The sequence below is a fragment of the Pseudomonas sp. BF-R-24 genome (assembly GCF_019947335.1).
Classification (GTDB): domain Bacteria; phylum Pseudomonadota; class Gammaproteobacteria; order Pseudomonadales; family Pseudomonadaceae; genus Aquipseudomonas; species Aquipseudomonas jessenii.
In genome coordinates, this window is record NZ_JAGYGG010000034.1 from 18,754 (window position 1) to 38,515 (window position 19,762).

Here is a 19,762-nt window from a genome sequence, read left to right on the forward strand (position 1 = left end):
TCCTCTAGTTGAACTGGTCGGCGATGCGCTGCGGCACCGGGATCTGGATTTCCAGCAGCTGCTGGGCGAAGGCCTTGCCTTGCGGATCGATTCGCAGGCTGGCGACACCGCCGCCGCCGAGGGCGTTTTCCAGCAGGAAATTCAGGCTGTGGCTGGCGGGCAAGTACCAGCGCTCAACCCGTCCGTGGATTGGATCGAGGACGTGGCCCATCCAGTCGACGATCACTTCCGGGGTCAAGGCTTCTGCAATCCATGGCAGGAATTCCGGCTCGCGGGCCATGACGCCGATGTTGCTGTGGTTGCCCTTGTCGCCCGAGCGGGCGACCGCCAGTTTGACCAGGGCCACGCTGGCGTCGGCCAGACCAAGCGGTTTCGGCGGGGCGAGCGGGGCTGGCAGGTCCAGCGGGTCGAGCACATCGAGGGCGGGCAGGGCACACGGGTGGCGCTGGCCCATGAAATCAATGTCCAGCGTGCAGGCGGTTTTGTCGATCAGGAACGAGAACAGCCGGATCAGCGGATACACCGTCGGCCGGCCACCGACAATGCCGGTCAGCCCCGGCGCCATGCCGGTGGCGGCCTGGGCGATTTCCCGGGAGAACACGACCAATGCCTGCTTGTCCGGATGGCGCACCGCGAGTTTGATCACCACTTCGCGACTGTCCTGACGCTGGCCGTGGGGGCCGTAGGTGGCCTCGCTGCCCAGCAACTCGATATTCACCTCTCTGTATGGCGCCCAGCCGCGTTGGCGGAACATTTCCGAGGTCTTGTTGATGATCGCCGCGCTGACTCGTCGCGCCTTGTCGACGGCATCGATACCGGCAATCAGGCAACTGGCGGTGCAGCGAAAACCATCGGGGTACGTGGCGCTGACCTTGTATTGAGCGGTCGGCGGCAGGCCTTTGGCGCCGTGCACCTGCACCGCGTTCTTGCCTTGTTGCAGCAGTTTGACCTGAGTGAAATCGCACACCACGTCGGGCAGCAGATACGCGCGCGGGTCACCGATTTCGTACAGCATCTGTTCGCCCACCGACAGCGGCGTGACCAGTCCGCCGGTACCTTCGGGTTTGCTGACGATGAACTGGCTGTCGGCGCTGACTTCGACGATGGGAAAACCGATGTGCTCGTAGTCGGGGACGTCGCGCCAATCGGTGAAGTTGCCGCCCGTGCACTGGGCGCCGCATTCGATGATGTGCCCGGCCAGTGCCGCCTGGGCAAGCTTGTCGTAGTCGTGCCACGACCAGCCGAACTCATGCACCAGCGCAGCGCTGACCACCGCACTGTCGACCACGCGCCCGGTGATCACGATGTCCGCCCCCAGGCGCAGGGCTTCGACGATGCCGGGTGCGCCGAGGTAGGCATTGGTCGAGACGCACAGCGGTGGCAGGGGCGCGCCGCTGAACATTTCATGAATGCCCAGGCTGCCCAGTTGTTTGAATTGCGGTTGAAGGTCGTCACCCAGCAGCACGGCGATCTTCAAGGCCACCCCGGCCTTGTCGCAGGCCGCTTGCAGGGCGGCGGCGCAGGCCTGGGGATTGACGCCACCGGCATTGCTGATGACCCGGATGTTGTGCTGCGCGAGCTGCGGCAGCAAGGGGGCGAGGACTTCGATGAAGTCGCCCGCATAGCCGGCCTGGGGATCTTTCATCCGCGCGCCGGCCATGATCGACAGGGTGATTTCGGCCAGGTAATCGAAGACCAGATAGTCCAGATGCCCGTGTTCCACCAGTTGCGCGGCAGCGGTCGAGGTATCGCCCCAGAAGGCGCTGGCACAACCGATGCGAATTGTTTCAGGCGCAGTCCATTCCATAGCCACCTCCAACCGAAGTGCGTCGACATTACCAAGCAAGCGCTTGGTTTGTAAATGACTTGATTATCTTCTGCCCAAGCGCTTGCTTGGTTGCATCCATGCGCTTAAATTGCCCGCGCAACCCCGCTGTTTTCGGGGGGATCGGCGTTATTGATTGAACGACTGTAGGAGAGAACGGGTGGACGAGCAAAAAGCCCTGAGGGTGATGCGCCAATTGGTGGACGACGGCCAATTGACCGACCCGGACAGCGCCCGTGGCAAATTGCTGCAAGTGGCGGCCCACCTGTTCCGCAATAAAGGCTATGAGCGCACGACCGTGCGCGACCTGGCCGGCGCCGTGGGCATTCAGTCCGGGAGCATTTTCCATCACTTCAAGAGCAAGGACGAAATCCTGCGCGCCGTGATGGAAGAAACCATACGCTACAACACTGCGTTGATGCGTGCGGCCATCGCCGAGGCCGGCAATGTGCGTGAGCAGGTGCTGGCGCTGATCCGGTGTGAATTGCAGTCAATCATGGGCGGAAGCGGCGAGGCCATGGCCGTGCTGGTCTACGAATGGCGCTCGCTGTCCGAAGAGGGCCAGGCCAAGGTCCTGGCGCTGCGGGACATCTACGAAGACATCTGGCTGCAAGTACTGGGCGAAGCCAAGACCGCCGGGTTTATCCGCGGCGATGTGTTCATCACCCGACGCTTCCTGACTGGCGCATTGTCCTGGACCACCACCTGGTTTCGCGCCGATGGCAGCATGAGTCTCGATCAGTTGGCCGATGAGGCGTTGATTCTGGTGCTGGAAGACCGGCAATAAGCTTGTGTTGGCCAGCATTAAACTGGCTAACTGGACAAAACCGCCTAGCTTGAATGCATTGGTACCGTTTTATTAGGGGAGTGGGGACGTTTTGATGGGTTCGCCAATTCGATCAGCCTCGCGGCTTTTGCTGACGATGCTTGCGGCGTCAACGATGATGCCGTCCCAGGCTGCACAACTGGTGCGCATTGGTGCCGCGCACTTTCCGCCGTACACCGTGCGCCCGGAATCCGGGGCCGATACCGGGTTGCTGCCGCAACTGGTCGAGGCGATGAACGCATCGCAAAGCGACTACCAGTTTGTCCTGGTACCCACGTCCGTTCCCCGGCGTTTTGGTGACTTCGAGCAGGGCCGGATCGACATGGCCATCTTTGAAAATCCCGCCTGGGGTTGGGAAAAGTTCCCCCACACGGCCGTCGACATGGGGCTGGAGGACGCCGAGATTTTTGTTGCGCAACGCCTGCCCGATCGGCAGCAGAGCTATTTTGCCGACCTGAGCGGCAAGCGTCTGGCACTGTTCAGCGGCTATCACTACGAGTTCGCCAACTTCAATGCCGACCCCCTGTACCTGGCGAAAAACTACAACGCTACGCTGACCTATTCCCATGACAGCAATCTGCTGATGGTGTTGCGCGGTCGCGCCGACATCGCGCTGGTCACGCGTTCGTACCTGAGCGACTACTTCTTGCGCAATGAAAAAGTTGCCAGCGAGTTGCTGGCGTCCCAACGCATCGATCAGGTCTATCACCATTACGCCATCCTGCGCCCGACGGCTCCCATCAGCGGCGAGGCATTCGCCAAGGTGCTGCAAGGCTTGCGGGACAACGGCCAGATGTTGAAGATTTTCGATCCGTACAAGATTGCGCTTGTGCCGGTCCCGCACAACGAACCGGCATCACAAGTCGCCAAATGATGGTCTTTTCCTAAATTTCCCGCTGTGGCTGACGTCACCTCGTTGAACTGTCGACGATTATCGTGAGCCCGACCCATGCCCAATCTGAATGACCTGACTGCCCTGTGTCTGCCGACAGGCAGTCGTCTTGCCGCCGATGAAACCGATTGCCGCCTGAGCCTCAGCCTGGAAGGGCAACCGTTGCTTGCCCTGCGGCTGAATCGTGGCCCCGAGTTGCACGTGCAACTGGAGCAGCGTTTCAGTCGCCCTGAAGGACAGTCATTGTGGGTGGCCTGTTACTGGCTGTTCGCTCGCAACCCCGACTGTCAGCGCCTGGTCTGGCAACTGCAAGAGGTGCCGGACGAAGCCGTGCTCAGCGGTCTGCTGATTACGACTCCCGTCAACGGTCAGTATCACTGCGAGCGCACCTTGTTCTGGCAGTTGCCGCAGCCTTGGCTGGGGCATTCCCTGACCGGCAGCTACCCGCAGCAAATGCTCATCACCGACGGCAAGCGTCATCCACGGCGGCCGGTCAAACCCCGTGGTGAAGTGTATCAACGCTTCGATGCGCGGCTGGGTGCCCGGGTTTCCCTGCGCACGCTGGACATCGAGCAAGACCTGGCACGCTTCAACCGCTGGCAGAACAGCCCGCGTGTCGCGAGTTTCTGGCAGGAGGAGGGCAGCCTCGAACAGCATCGCCAATACCTGAGCAAACTCGAAGCCGACCCGCACACGCTGACGCTGATCGGTTGTTTCGACGATCAGCCCTTCGCTTATTTCGAAGCCTACTGGGCCAGGGAAGATCGCATCGCGCCGTTCTACGAGGCCGGCGATTACGACCGTGGCATCCACATGCTGGTGGGCGAAGAAAATCACCGCGGTCCGCACAAGGTGGCGAGTTGGTTATCGGCGCTGGTGCATTATCTGTTTCTCGATGACCCGCGCACGCAGCGCGTGGTTGCCGAGCCTCGTGCCGATAACGCGAAGATGATCGGATACATGCAAGAGCAGCGCTTTCACTGCGAGAAAGAGTTCGACTTTCCGCACAAGCGCGCGGCCCTGATGGTGTTGGGGCGGGAGCGGTTTTTTGATCGGTGCGCACTGGCCTGAGGCTTGAGGGTCAAGATTCGTTGCGGTCTTGAGTGCGCCTTCGCGAGCAAGCCCGCTCCCACATTTTTCCTGTGTTCGCAGGACCCTGTGGGAGCGGGCTTGCTCGCGAAGGAAGCGATGCAGATCTCGGATCTTATTGGCGAGCAGCCATATCGCCACGCTTGCCCGACACCTTGCGGCAGTGCACCAGCGCATCACGGATCATGAAGTTCACCAGGGTCGGCGAGACGCCGAGTTCCTTGGCGATGTCTTTTTGCGGTACGCCGTGCAGACGGTACATCTCGAAGGCGTAGCGGGTGCGGCTCGGCAACTCGGTCAACGCATCGGCGATGTGCTCCAGCGTCGAGAAATTGATGTGCGACGTTTCCGGTGACGCACCCTGGATCACCACATTCAGCCCTTCCTCTTCAGGGCCGGAATACTTCTGCTCCAGCGCCTGTTTGCGGTAGTGGTCGATCGCCAGGTTGCGCACGATCTGGAACAGGTAGCTGAGCTGAGCCTTGATCGAACTGGTGATGGGCGGGGCCGATTGCAGCCGGAAGAATGCATCCTGCACAACATCTTCGGCACGTGAGCGGCAACCGGTAATTCGGGCTGCGATCTTCACCAGAATCAATCGATTGTCGACGAATGCCTGAAGTAGCGGTGTATCGCACCTGCTTGTGGATACTGGTTCCATCATGGAAATCACCTTGCTGCCAAAAGGTTAGTGGGACGGCGAATGAGCCGGGGGGCCGTCCTACACATCGAGCGACAAATTAGGCTTAATGATAATGATTGTCAAATGAGAAAAAGAACTAATGCGTTACAAAGGTAAAGAGTGAGAACTGCGACACGCTGACTCACTTCAGTCTGCTTTGCGTTCCAGCCTGGCGACTAATTATTTCCAGACGTCATCCGTTCTCATTGGTGAATTGCACAGCGCAACCCTCATCACCCTGTAGGAGCGAGCTCGCTCGCGATGGTCGTCAACGATGGGCGCCTGACACCCCGCGGCGTTCTCCGGATTTTCGCGAGCAGGCTCGCTCCTACCAAGCCGAATTCAGGCAGGAAACCTCATGACCGACGCGTTCGAACTCCCCAGCACAATGGTCCAAGCCCTTCAGCGCCGCGCGGCGCTGACGCCGGATCGGGTGGCCCTGCGCTTTCTCGCCGAGACCCCGGACCAGGCTGTGGTGCTCAGCTATCGCGAACTGGATCTGCGGGCACGGACGATTGCCGGCGCGTTGCAGGCCCAGACGGATGTTGGCGACCGCGCGGTGTTGCTGTTCCCCAGTGGCCCGGATTACGTTGCGGCGTTCTTCGGTTGCCTGTACGCCGGGGTGATCGCGGTGCCAGCCTACCCGCCGGAGTCGACACGCCGTCATCACCAGGAGCGCCTGTTGTCGATCATCAGCGATGCCCAGCCGCGCTTGCTGTTGACCAGCGCCGGACTGCGCGATGGGTTGCAGCAGATCGAAGGCGCGCCGCCGCTGCTGTGTGTCGATACCCTCGACGATGCACTGGCCGAGCGCTGGGTCGCGGTGGACTTGCAGGACGATCATATCGCCTTCCTGCAATACACCTCTGGCTCCACCGCGCTGCCCAAAGGCGTGCAAGTCAGCCACGGCAATCTGGTGGCCAACGAATTGCTGATTCGCCACGGTTTCGGCATTGACCTGAACCCCGACGACGTCATCGTCAGCTGGCTGCCGCTGTATCACGACATGGGCCTGATCGGCGGCTTGCTGCAGCCGATTTTCAGCGGCGTGCCTTGCGTGTTGATGTCCCCGGCGTATTTTCTCGGTCGGCCATTGCGCTGGCTGGAGGCGATCAGCGAATACGGCGGCACCATCAGCGGCGGGCCGGATTTTGCCTATCGCTTGTGCAGTGAGCGGGTCAGCGAGTCGGCCCTGGAACGGCTCGATCTGAGTGGCTGGCGCGTGGCGTATTCCGGTTCCGAACCGATTCGCCTCGACACCCTGGAGCGCTTCGCCGGGAAGTTCGCGACCTGCGGCTTCACCGCGGACAGTTTCATGGCCTCCTACGGTCTGGCCGAAGCCACCTTGTTCGTTGCCGGCACAGCGCGCGGCCAGGGCATCGGCAACCTGCGGGTTGACGATCAGGCCCTGGCGCAGAACCGCATCGAAGCGGGCGAGGGCAGCCCGATCATAAGTTGCGGTATCAGCCAGCCGGCGCACGCGGTGTTGATCTTCGATCCTGTCTCGCTCAGCGAACAGGCCGACAACGTCGTCGGCGAAGTCTGGGCCAGCGGGCCGAGCATCGCCTCAGGCTACTGGCGCAACCCCGAGGCGTCCGCCAAGACCTTCGTCCAGCACGCCGGGCAGACCTGGTTGCGCACCGGTGACCTGGGTTTTCTGCGCAACGGCGAACTGTTTATCACCGGGCGCCTGAAGGACATGCTGATCGTGCGCGGGCACAACCTGTACCCGCAGGACATCGAGCAGACTGTCGAGCGTGAAGTGGAAGTGGTGCGCAAAGGACGCGTCGCCGCCTTCGCCGTCACGGTTGACGGTCAGGAAGGCATCGGCATCGCCGCTGAAATCAGCCGCAGCGTGCAGAAAATCCTGCCGCCTGAATCCTTGATCAACGCCATTCGCCAGACCGTCGCCGAGGCGTATCAGGAGGCACCGAGCGTGGTGGTGCTGCTCAATCCGGGTGCGCTGCCCAAAACGTCCAGCGGTAAATTGCAGCGCTCGGCGTGTCGCAATCGCCTGGCGGACGGCAGCCTCGACAGCTACGCGGTGTTCCCGTCGGCCAGCAACGAAAGCACGGGCAATAGCGAGTTGGGATCGGAGCTGCAAAGCTTGATCGCACGTATCTGGTGTGAGCAGTTGCAAGTGGCGCAGGTGGGCGCCGACGATCATTTCTTCCTGCTTGGCGGCAACTCCATTGCAGCGACGCAAGTGGTGGCGCGTCTGCGGGAAGAGTTGGGTCTGGAGTTGAGCCTGCGCCTGCTGTTCGAAGCGCCGACGCTCGGCGCATTCGCCGATGTCGTGACCCGTCTGCAACAGGACGGTGGTCTGGCCCAGGGCGCGATCACGGCACTGTCGCGCCAGCAACCGATGCCGCAATCCCTGGCACAAAACCGCCTGTGGATCACTTGGCAACTCGACCCACACAGCAGCGCCTACAACATTCCTGGCGGCTTGCGCCTGCGCGGCGAGCTGGATGAGGACGCCTTGCGCGCCAGTTTCCAGCAGTTGATCGAGCGCCACGAATCCCTGCGCACACGATTCTTCGAGCGTGATGGCGTGGCGCTGCAACAGGTCGATCCGGCGGGTGAGTTCAACCTGCAACTGATCGATATCAGCGACCTGCCGGCCGCCGAGCGTGAGGCCCGGGCGCAGCAAATCCGCGAGGACGAAGCGCGGACCCGGTTCGATCTGGAGAAAGGCCCGTTGATGTGGGTGACGCTGGTGCGCCTCGACGACGAAGACCATCAATTGTTGGTGACCCTGCACCACATCATCGCTGACGGCTGGTCGCTGAATGTGCTGATCGACGAGTTCTCGCGCCTGTATGCGACCGCCTCCCAGGGCCAGCAAGCGGTGCTGGCGCCATTGCCGACGCAGTACGCCGACTACGGCAGTTGGCAACGGCAATGGCTGGCGCAAGGGGAAGGCGAGCGGCAACTGGCTTATTGGAAAGACCGCTTGGGTGATGAACATCCAACCCTGAGCCTGGCCACCGACCATCCACGCTCAGCACAACAACTGCACAGCGCCGCTCGCCACACCGTGCGTCTGGGCGCTCCCCTGAGCGATGCGATTCGTCAGACCGCCCAGGCCCATGAATCGACCGTCTTCATGTTGTTGCTGGCTGCGTTCCAGACCTTGTTGCACCGCTACAGCGGCCAACGAGATATCCGCATCGGTGTGCCCAATGCCAACCGTCCGCGCCTGGAAACCCAGGGTCTGATCGGCTTCTTCATCAATACCCAGGTGCTGCGTGCCGAAGTGGACTCAAGTCTGCCATTCGTTGAGTTGCTCGCGCAGACCCGTCAGGCGGCGTTGGGTGCGCAAGCGCATCAGGACCTGCCGTTCGAGCAACTGCTCGAAGCCTTCCCGCAGGCCCGTGAACAGGGCCTGTTCCAGGTCATGTTCAACCATCAGCAACGCGACCTTGGCGCCTTGAAGCGCCTGCCGGGGCTGTTGGCCGAAGAGTTGCCGTGGCATAGCCGCGAAGCCAAGTTCGATGTGCAGCTGCACAGCGAAGAAGACCGCAACGGTCGCCTGACCTTGTCCTTCGACTACGCCAACGAACTGTTCGACGCCGCGACCATCGAGCGCCTGGCCGACCATTTCAGCAACCTGCTGCGGGCTGTCTGCGAGCAAACGGACATCGCCATCGGTGACCTGCCGCTGTTGACGGCCGCCGAGCAGCATCAGCAATCGGACTGGGCCAGCGCACCCTGCGCAGCGGCCAGTCAATGGCTGCCCGAATCGCTCAACCAACAAGCCCGGCTGACACCTGGGCGCCCGGCGTTGATCTGGGAGGGCGGCCAGATGGATTTCGCCGAACTCCACACCCAGGCCAACCGTCTGGCCCATTACCTGCGCGACAAAGGCGTCGGCCCGGACGTCTGCGTGGCCATCGCCTGCGAGCGTTCGCCGCAACTGCTGATCGGCCTGCTGGCGATCATCAAGGCCGGTGGCGCCTACGTGCCGCTGGACCCGGACTATCCCGCCGAACGCCTGGCCTACATGCTCAGCGACAGCGGTGTTCAATTGCTGCTGACGCACACCCGACTGCTCGAGCGCTTGCCGGCCAGCGAGGGTGTCAGTTCGATCGCCATGGACACCCTGCACCTGGACAGTTGGCCAAGCCATGCGCCGGGGCTGCATCTGCACGGCGACAATCTTGCCTATGTGATTTATACCTCCGGTTCCACCGGCCAGCCCAAAGGCGTCGGCAACACCCACGCGGCGCTGGCCGAGCGCCTGCAATGGATGCAGGACACTTATCGCCTGAACGAAACCGACGTGCTGATGCAAAAGGCGCCGATCAGTTTCGACGTGTCGGTGTGGGAGTGCTTCTGGCCGCTGATCACAGGCGCACGTCTGTTGATCGCCGGTCCCGGCGAACACCGCGATCCACATCGCATCGCACAGCTGGTACAAGCGTACGGCGTGACCACGTTGCACTTCGTGCCGCCGCTGCTTTCGCTGTTCATCGACGAACCGCTCAGTGCTGAATGCACCAGCCTGCGCCGGCTGTTCTCCGGGGGCGAAGCCTTGCCCGCGGAGCTGCGCAATCGGGTGCTGGCGCAGCTGCCGGCGGTGCAACTGCACAACCGTTACGGACCGACCGAAACCGCGATCAACGTCACCCACTGGCAATGCTCCAGCGCCGATGGCGAACGCTCGCCGATTGGCCGGCCGCTGGGCAATGTGATCTGCCGCGTGCTCGACAGCGACCTGCATCCCGTTCCGGTCGGTGTGCCGGGTGAGTTGTGCATCAGCGGCATTGGCTTGGCCCGTGGTTACCTCGGTCGCCCGGCGTTGACCGCCGAACGATTCGTGGTCGATCCGTTGGGCGAGCCGGGCGCACGCCTGTATCGCACCGGCGACCGGGCACGCTGGACGGCGGATGGCGTGATCGAATACCTCGGCCGTCTCGATCAACAGGTCAAGTTGCGCGGGTTCCGGGTCGAGCCGGAGGAGATCCAGGCACGGCTGCTGGCCCAGGATGGCGTTGCGCAAGCCGTGGTGCTAGTGCGCGACACCGTGGCCGGGGCGCAGTTGATCGGTTACTACACCGCTGCGGACAATGCCGGGGACGAGGTCGAACAAACCGCGCGCCTGAAAAGCGCATTGGCCGCCGAACTGCCGGAATACATGGTGCCGACGCAGCTGATGCGCCTGGACCAAATGCCCCTCGGCCCGAGCGGCAAGCTCGACCGCCGCGCGTTGCCGGAACCGCAGTGGCAGGTTCGCGAGCACGTCGAGCCTGTGACAGAACTGGAACAACACATCGCCGGCATCTGGCGCGAAGTGCTGGGTTTGACGCAAGTCGGTTTGCGCGATGATTTTTTTGCCCTCGGCGGTCACTCGCTGCTGGCCACGCAAATCATCTCCCGCACCCGCCAGGTCTGCGACGTCGAGTTGCCGCTGCGGGCGCTGTTCGAGCACAGCGAACTCGGTGCGTTTGCCGAACAGGTTCGCCTGATCCAGGCCAGTGGCAGCACCAACAAACAGCCGCCGATTGAAAAAGTCGACCGTGGGCAGGCGGTGCCGCTGTCCTATTCCCAGCAGCGCATGTGGTTCCTCTGGCAGATGGAGCCCGACAGTCCGGCCTACAACGTCGGCGGCATGGCGCGGCTGCGTGGCGTGCTCGACGTGGCGCGTTTCGAGGCCGCGATGCAAGCCCTGATCCTGCGTCACGAAACCCTGCGCACCACGTTCCCGAGCATCGACGGCGTCGCCCGCCAGCAAGTACACGCGCAAACCGGCGTGCGCATGGCGTGGAAGGATTTCACTGCGCTGGATGCCGAGGTCCGCGAGTGGCAGGTCCAGCAACTGGTCGACGACGAAGCGCACCAGCCGTTCGATCTGGAGACCGGACCCCTGCTGCGCGCCTGCCTGGTCAAGACCGCCGAACAGGACCACTACTTCGTTCTGACCCTGCACCACATCGTCACCGAAGGCTGGGCGATGGACATTTTTGCCCGGGAGCTCAGCGCGCTGTACGAAGCGTTCGTCGATGACCGTGAATCACCGCTGGCGCCGTTGCCGGTGCAGTACCTGGATTACAGCGTGTGGCAGCGTCAGTGGCTGGAGTCCGGCGAGCGTCAGCGCCAGCTCGATTACTGGACAACGCAACTGGGCCGCGAACACCCGCTGCTGGAGTTGCCGGCCGACCGTCCGCGTCCGCCGGTGCAAAGCCATCAGGGTGAGTTGTATCGCTTTGACCTGAGCGACGACCTCGCGGCACGGGTCCGCGCCTTCAATGCGCGACACGGCCTGACCCTGTTCATGACCATGACCGCCGCCCTGGCTACGCTGCTGTACCGCTACAGCGGCCAGACCGATCTGCGCATCGGCGCGCCGGTGGCCAACCGCATTCGCCCGGAAAGCGAAGGGCTGATCGGCGCGTTCCTCAACACACAGGTGCTGCGCTGCCAGCTCGACGGGCAGATGTCCGTGGGCGAATTGTTCGAGCAGGTGCGCCACACGGTGATCGAAGGACAGTCCCATCAGGACCTGCCGTTCGATCATCTGGTGGAAGCCTTGCAACCACCCCGCAGCGCGGCCTACAACCCATTGTTCCAGGTGATGTGCAACGTGCAGCGCTGGGAGTTCCAGCAAAGCCGCACCCTGGCCGGCATGACGGTCGAGTACCTGGCCAACGATGCCCGCGCGACCAAGTTCGACCTCAACCTGGAAGTCACCGACCTGGACCATCGCCTGGGTTGCTGCCTGACCTACAGCACCGATCTGTTCGACGAGCCGCGCATTGCGCGCATGGCCGGGCATTGGCGCAACCTGCTGGAGGCGCTGATTGCCGATCCGCAGCAGCGCTTGAGCGAACTGCCGCTGCTGACGTGTGGCGAACAACAACATCTGCTCGACAGCCTCGGCGTCGAGCCGGGCGAGCATCGGATGGACCAGTGCATCCATCACCTGTTCGCCGAGCAAGCCTTGATGCGCCAGGACGCTCCGGCCCTGACCTTCGCCGGGCAAACCCTGAGCTATGCCGAACTCGACGGCCGGGCCAATCGCCTGGCCTGGATGCTGCGCGAGCGTGGCGTCGGACCGCAGGTTCGTGTGGGGCTGGCACTGGAGCGCTCGCTGGAGATGGTCGTCGGCCTGCTGGCGATCCTCAAGGCTGGCGGCGCCTATGTGCCGCTGGATCCGGAATACCCGCTGGACCGCTTGCATTACATGATTAAAGACAGCGGCATCGGTTTGCTGCTCAGCGATGCAGCGATGTTCAAGGCCCTGGGCGAGTTGCCGGCGACCGTCGGCCGCTGGTGTCTTGAAGAAGACGCCGCTGCACTGGCCAATTACCCGGCCACCGAATTGCCGTTGATCAGCCTGCCGCAGCATCAGGCCTACCTGATTTACACCTCGGGCTCGACCGGCAAACCGAAAGGCGTGGTGGTATCCCACGGCGAAATCGCCATGCACTGCCGCGCGGTGATCGAGCGTTTCACCATGCGCCCTGACGATTGCGAACTGCACTTCTATTCGATCAACTTCGACGCCGCCACCGAGCGTTTGCTGGTGCCGCTGCTCAGCGGTGCGCAAGTGGTGCTGCGGGCTCAAGGGCAGTGGGACGCGGAAGAAATCTGTGACCTGATCCGTCGTCATCAGATCAACGTCCTCGGATTCACGCCGAGCTATGGCAGCCAGTTGGCGCAATGGCTGGCAACGCAAAATGAAACCCTGGCGGTGCGCATGATCATTACCGGCGGCGAAGCACTGACCGGTGAACACCTGGCGCGCATTCGCGCAGCCTTCAAGCCGAGCCTGTTCTTCAACGCCTACGGCCCGACCGAAACCGTGGTCATGCCGCTGGCCAGTCTCGCCCCCGAAGTGCTGGAAGAGGGCGCCGGCAGTGTGCCGATCGGCAGCATCATCGGCGACCGCGTGGCCTACATTCTCGACGCCGACCTGGCGTTGGTGCCGCAAGGCGCGACGGGCGAGTTGTACGTCGGTGGCGCGGGTCTGGCCCAGGGTTATCACCAGCGTCCGGGCATGACCGCGGAGCGCTTTGTGGCCGATCCGTTTGCCGCCAACGGCGGACGTATCTACCGCACCGGCGACCTGGTGCGCCAGCGCGCCGACGGCCTGGTGGAATACCTCGGACGCATCGACCATCAAGTGAAGATTCGTGGTTTCCGCATCGAACTGGGCGAGATCGAAACCCGTCTGCTGGAGCACGAATCGATTCGTGAAGCCGTTGTGCTGGCGCTCGATGCACCGAGTGGCAAGCAACTGGTCGGCTATCTGGTGACTGACGTCGCCGAACAGAACGAAGCACAGCAATCGGTCTTGCGCGAGGCCCTCAAGGCGCATCTGAAATCGCAACTGCCAGACTACATGGTGCCCACGCACCTGATCCTGCTGGGCAGCATGCCGCTGACCGCCAATGGCAAACTCGACCGCCGCGCTCTCCCTGCGCCGGACCCGGAGCTGAATCGCCATCACTACGTAGCGCCGAGCAACGAGCTTGAAGTCAGCCTCGCGCAGATCTGGTGCGAAGTGCTGAACATCGGACAGGTCGGCCTCAACGACAACTTCTTCGAGTTGGGCGGTGACTCGATCCTGTCGATCCAGGTGGTCAGCCGGGCACGGCAGCAGGGCATTCACTTCAGCCCTCGCGACCTGTTCCAGCACCAGACCGTGCAGACCCTCGCCGCCGTGGCCAGCCGCAGCGAGCAGGTCAGCGCCGAGCAGGGCTTGATCATGGGTGAGTCGCGTCTGACGCCGATCCAGCACTGGTTCTTCGACACCGATATCCCACAGCGCCAGCACTGGAACCAGGCGTTGTTGCTGCAACCGACCGCACCTCTGGAGCCCCATCGACTGGAGCAAGCGCTGCTGGCGGTAATCGAACAGCACGACGCCTTGCGTCTGCGCTTCAGCAAGGTCGCCGGTCAGTGGCAAGCACAGCATCAGCCGATTTCCGAGGCGCCGGTGCTGTGGCAGGTACGCGTTTCGTCGATGGACAAATGCGCGGCCTTGTTCGCCGATGCCCAGCGCAGCCTCGACCTCGAAGAGGGACCGCTAATACGCGTGTTGCTGGTCGATGGTCCCGAGGGCCAGCAACGGCTGTTCATCGCGATTCACCACTTGGTCGTCGACGGTGTTTCATGGCGCGTATTGCTGGACGACCTGCAAACCGTGTACCGCCAACTGGACGCGCAGCAGTCGGTGAAACTGCCGGCGAAAACCAGCGCCTTCAAGGACTGGGCCGCACGGCTGCAAGCCTACGCCGGCAGTGAGTCCCTGCGCGAAGAACTGGGCTGGTGGCAGGCGCACCTGGCCGGGCCCACTGCCGATTTGCCCTGTGATCACCCCGCTGGCGGGCGGCAGAATCGTCATGCGCAAACCGTCAGCGTGCGCCTCGACAGCGAGCGTACCCGGCAGTTGCTGCAACAGGCACCGAGTGCCTATCGCACCCAGGTCAACGACTTGCTGCTGACCGCATTGGCCCGCGTGCTGTGCCGCTGGAGCGGTCAGCCATCGGCGCTGATTCAGCTGGAAGGCCACGGCCGCGAAGCGCTGTTCGACGAGATCGACCTGACCCGCACCGTCGGCTGGTTCACCAGCGCCTACCCACTGCGCCTGACGCCGCTGAACATCGAAGAAGCCGCCGGGCAGGACGTGTCGATCAAGGCGATCAAGGAGCAATTGCGTGCCGTGCCGCACAAAGGCCTGGGCTATGGCGTGCTGCGTTACCTGGCCGATGACCTGAGCCGTCACAGCATGGCGCAGTTGCCGGTGGCGCCGATCACCTTCAACTACCTCGGCCAGTTCGACCAGAGCTTCGGGGCAGACGCGCTGTTCCATCCACTGGATGAAGCCATTGGCGCGGCCCACGATGCCAATGCCCCGTTGCCCAACGAGCTGAGCGTCGACGGTCAGGTGTATGGCGGTGAACTGGTACTGCGCTGGACTTTCAGCGCCGAACGCTTCGATGGGCAAACCATCGACGAGTTGGCCGATGCCTACCTCGGTGAGTTGAACAGCCTGATCGAGCATTGCCTGCGCGACGACGCGGGTGGCCTGACGCCGTCGGACTTCCCGCTGGCGAATCTCAGCCAGACTCAACTGGATGCGCTGCCGGTCCCGGCCGCCGTCATCGAAGACGTCTACCCGCTGACCCCGATGCAGGAAGGCATGCTGTTGCACACCTTGCTGGAGCCGGGCACCGGCCTGTACTACATGCAGGACCGCTACCGCATCAACAGCGAACTGGACCCGCAGCGTTTCGCCCAGGCCTGGCAAGCAGTGATCGCCCGCCACGAAGCATTGCGCGCGTCGTTCTGCTGGAACGTCGGCGAAGACATGCTGCAAGTGATCCACAAACCGGGCAGCACGCCGATCGAATACCTCGACTGGAGCAATCTCGCCGAAGTCGAGCAAGAGCCGAAGCTGCAAACCCTGCTCAAGACCGAACGCGAGGCCGGGTTCGATCTGCTCAACCAGGCGCCGTTCCACTTGCGATTGATCCGTGTGGGCGCGGCGCGCTACTGGTTCATGATGAGCAACCACCACATCCTCATCGATGCCTGGTGCCGTTCGCTGCTGATGAATGATTTCTTCGAGATCTACAGCGCCCTCGGCGAAGGCCGGGAAGCGCAGCTGGAGGTGCCACCACGTTATCGCGACTACATCGGTTGGCTGCAGCATCAGAGCCTGGCCGAAGCACGGCAGTGGTGGAAAACCAACCTGCAGGGTTTCGAACGGACCACGCCGATCCCGAGCGACCGGCCATTGCTGCGTGAACATGCCGGCGACAGCGGCGGCATGATCGTCGGCGACCGCTATGCAAGGCTCGATGCCCGTGACGGTGCGCAATTGCGCGAACTGGCCCAGGCCCATCAGTTGACCATCAACACCTTTGCCCAGGCGGCGTGGGCGCTGGTGCTGCGGCGCTTGAGCGGTGATCGCGACGTGCTGTTCGGCGTCACCGTGGCCGGGCGTCCGGTGGACATGCCGCAGATGCAGCGCACCGTTGGCCTGTTCATCAACAGCATCGCGCTGCGGGTGAAAATGCCTGAGGACGGCCAGCGATGCAGCGTGCGCCAGTGGCTCACCGGTCTGCTCGACAACAATATGCAACTGCGTGAATACGAATACCTGCCACTGGTGAACATCCAGGAGCAAAGCGAACTGCCCAAAGGCCAGCCGCTGTTCGACAGCCTGTTCGTGTTCGAAAACGCCCCGGTGGAAGTCTCGGTGCTCGACCGTGCGCAGAGCCTCAACGCGACCTCGGACTCGGGCCGAACCCATACCAACTTCCCGCTCACGGCCGTGTGCTATCCGGGCGATGACCTGGGCTTGCACCTGTCCTACGACCAACGCTACTTCGATGAGGCCACGGTCGAGCGCATGCTCGCTGAGTTCAAGCGTCTGCTGCTGGCATTGGTGGAAGGTTTCCATGGCGACATGGCCGACCTGCCGTTGCTGGGGACTGAGGAGCAGGACTTCCTCATCCATGGCTGCAACCAGAGCGAACACGATTACCCGCTGGAGCAGAGCTACGTTTCATTGTTCGAAACGCAGGTCGCCCGGCACCCACTGCGAATTGCCGCCAGTTGTCTGGACCGGCAATACAGTTATCTGGAGCTGAACCAGCGCAGCAACCGCCTCGCTCATGCATTGATCGCCGCCGGTGTCGGGCGCGATCAACCGGTGGCCTTGCTGGCCGAACGCAGCCTCGACTTGCTGGGCATGATCATCGGCAGCTTCAAGGCAGGGGCGGGCTACCTGCCGCTGGATCCGGGTTTGCCGAGTCAGCGTCTGAGCCGGATCATCGATCTGAGCCGCACGCCATTGCTGGTGTGCACGCAAGCCTGTCGTGAGCAGGCGCAAGCCTTGCTCGAGGAGTTCGGCTGCTCCAGCCGGCCACGGCTGCTGGTCTGGGAGGAAGTCCAGGCCCTTGCGCTGTCGGCGGACAATCCTGGTGTCTACAGTGGTCCGGACAACCTCGCCTATGTGATCTACACCTCTGGCTCCACCGGTTTGCCAAAAGGTGTGATGGTCGAACAGCGCGGCATGCTCAACAACCAATTGAGCAAGGTGCCGTACCTGAACCTGAGCGACGCCGACGTGATCGCGCAAACCGCTTCGCAAAGCTTCGATATTTCAGTCTGGCAGTTCCTCGCCGCGCCGTTATTCGGCGCACGGGTGGACATCGTGCCGAACACCATTGCCCACGATCCCCAGGGTTTGCTGGCCCATGTGCAAAGCCAGGGCATCACCGTGCTGGAAAGCGTGCCTTCGCTGATCCAGGGCATGCTCGCCCAGGAACGCATGAGCCTCGACGGCTTGCGCTGGATGTTGCCGACGGGGGAGGCGATGCCGCCGGAACTGGCGCATCAATGGTTGCTGCGCTATCCGCAGATCGGTCTGGTCAACGCCTATGGCCCGGCGGAGTGCTCGGATGACGTGGCGTTCTTCCGCGTCGATATGGCGTCGACTCGCGGCAGTTACCTGCCGATTGGTACGCCGACTGACAACAACAAATTGTACCTGCTCGACGGAGCGCTGGAACTGGTGCCGCTGGGTGCGGTGGGTGAACTGTGCGTGGCGGGGACCGGGGTCGGTCGCGGCTATGTCAGCGATCCGCTGCGCACGGCACCGGTGTTTGTGCCGAACCCGTTCGGCGCACCGGGTGAGCGCCTGTATCGCACCGGCGACCTGGCCCGCCGTCGCAGTGACGGCGTTCTGGAATATGTCGGCCGGGTCGACCATCAGGTGAAGATCCGCGGTTACCGCATCGAGCTCGGTGAAATCGAAGCTCGCCTGCACGAACAACCGCAAGTCCGCGATGCGGCGGTGGGTGTGCAGGAAGGGGCGAACGGCAAGCACCTGGTGGGCTATCTGGTCGCGGCGGATGTTGCGCTCGATCCGGCTGAACGCCTGGAGTGCATCAAGCAACGCCTGCGTGTCGAGTTGCCGGAATACATGGTGCCGCTGCACTGGTTATGGCTGGACAAGCTGCCGCTCAACGCCAACGGTAAACTGGACCGCAAGGCCCTGCCGACGCTGGAGATCGGTCAATTGCAAAGCCAGGATTACCAGGCGCCGCGCAATGAGCTGGAGCAGACCCTGGCAGACATTTGGGCCGAGGTATTGAAGGTCGAGAAGGTGGGCGTTCGCGACAACTTCTTCGAGTTGGGCGGGCATTCGCTGCTGGCCACGCAAATCGCGTCACGGGTGCAGAAAACCCTGCAACGGGATGTGCCGCTGCGGGCGATGTTCGAATGCAGCACGGTGGAAGAACTGGCCCGGTACATCGACGGGTTGACGGCCAGCGAGCTCACCGAGGAGAAAGTGGATCGCTTGAATGACCTGATGGCGGAGCTGGAGGGGCTTTGATTCCCTGGCGTCAGTACTGACCCCATCGCGAGCAAGCTCGCTCCCACAGTGGGTGGTGGTGAACACATCATTTGTGATCAGCATAAATCCCTGTGGGAGCGGGTTTGCCCGCGTAGGCGGTTGTACAAACGCATACATTCTCGCGATTGACTGCGATCCGTCAGCCGCTCAGTCTTCGGGCTCCCTTTGTGCTCGCGGAGACAGTCGATGCCCTTCGTAACGATAGACGGACAAGCCCTCCACTACATCGATCAAGGTACCGGCCCGGCGGTACTGCTGGCCGGTAGTTACCTGTGGGACCAGGCCATGTGGGCGCCGCAGATTGCCGCGCTGTCGCAACAGTATCGTGTGATAGCCCTGGACCTGTGGGGACACGGCCAATCCGGGCCGTTGCCTGTCGGTACGACGTCGCTGGATGACCTGGCGCGTCAGGCCCTGGTCCTGCTCGATCATCTGGACATCGAGCGGGTCACGCTGGTCGGCCTGTCGGTCGGCGGCATGTGGGGCGCGCGCCTGGCCTTATCGGCAGCGCAGCGGATCAACGGACTGGTGCTGATGGACACCTACGCCGGCGCCGAACCGGAGCCGACTCGCCAGTACTACTTTTCACTGTTGAAGCAGATCGAAGAGGCGGGTGTCATCACGCCAGCGCTGCTGGATATCGTGGTGCCGATTTTCTTCCGGCCGGGCATTGATCCGCAGTCGGCGCTCTACCGGAATTTTCGTGCTTCCCTCGCGGCTCTACCCGCGGATCGCCTGCGTGAAAGCATCGCGCCGATGGGGCGGATTACATTTGGGCGCGATGACCAGTTATCGCGTCTGGGCGAACTGGACGCAGCGACCACGCTGGTGATGTGCGGCGATCAGGACAAGCCTCGGCCACCGGGTGAAGCCCGTGAAATGGCTGAGCTGATTGGCTGCCCGTGGGTGCTGGTGCCGGAGGCGGGGCATATTTCCAATCTGGAGAACCCAGGGTTTGTGACTGAAACCTTGTTGGCATTTTTGGCCGACAGAAATTAGTCGAATCTACCGACGCCATCGCGAGCAAGCTCGCTCCCACAGGTGATCACCTTCCCCTGTAGGAGCGAGCT

7 protein-coding genes are annotated in these 19,762 nt (G+C 62.7%); 5 read left to right on the plus strand and 2 right to left on the minus strand.

Features of this window, described 5'->3' with window-relative positions:
* Window positions 1-4: 4 nt before the first annotated feature.
* Window positions 5-1,807: an acyclic terpene utilization AtuA family protein gene (locus KGA98_RS22435; protein WP_223503880.1), complete on the minus strand. Its 1,803-nt coding sequence runs from the start codon at window positions 1,805-1,807 to the stop codon at window positions 5-7.
* Window positions 1,808-1,985: 178 nt separating this feature from the next.
* Between KGA98_RS22435 and KGA98_RS22440 the strand changes: the two genes are divergently transcribed.
* From KGA98_RS22440 to KGA98_RS22450, 3 genes are all read left to right on the plus strand, one after another.
* On the plus strand, window positions 1,986-2,612 hold the full coding sequence (locus tag KGA98_RS22440; RefSeq protein ID WP_218494478.1) for a TetR/AcrR family transcriptional regulator: 627 nt from the start codon (window positions 1,986-1,988) through the stop codon (window positions 2,610-2,612).
* Window positions 2,613-2,706: 94 nt separating this feature from the next.
* Window positions 2,707-3,525 (plus strand): substrate-binding periplasmic protein, encoded by an 819-nt coding sequence (locus tag KGA98_RS22445; protein ID WP_223503883.1) that lies wholly within the window; start codon window positions 2,707-2,709, stop codon window positions 3,523-3,525.
* Between the two features lie 75 nt (window positions 3,526-3,600).
* Window positions 3,601-4,614, plus strand: coding sequence for a GNAT family N-acetyltransferase (locus KGA98_RS22450; protein WP_223503885.1), 1,014 nt, complete (start codon window positions 3,601-3,603; stop codon window positions 4,612-4,614).
* 133 nt (window positions 4,615-4,747) lie between these two features.
* On the opposite strand, the gene KGA98_RS22455 is transcribed toward KGA98_RS22450, so the two are convergent.
* Complete coding sequence (locus KGA98_RS22455) at window positions 4,748-5,296, minus strand: RNA polymerase factor sigma-70 (protein ID WP_046040580.1); 549 nt, start codon at window positions 5,294-5,296, stop codon at window positions 4,748-4,750.
* 376 nt (window positions 5,297-5,672) lie between these two features.
* On the opposite strand from KGA98_RS22455, the gene KGA98_RS22460 reads away from it, so the two are divergent.
* Both KGA98_RS22460 and KGA98_RS22465 read left to right on the plus strand, forming a co-directional pair.
* Entirely contained in the window at window positions 5,673-18,671 is a 12,999-nt protein-coding gene (locus KGA98_RS22460; RefSeq protein WP_223503887.1) for a non-ribosomal peptide synthetase, read from the plus strand.
* A gap of 207 nt (window positions 18,672-18,878) precedes the next feature.
* On the plus strand, window positions 18,879-19,691 hold the full coding sequence (locus tag KGA98_RS22465; RefSeq protein WP_223503889.1) for an alpha/beta fold hydrolase: 813 nt from the start codon (window positions 18,879-18,881) through the stop codon (window positions 19,689-19,691).
* Window positions 19,692-19,762 lie beyond the last annotated feature (71 nt).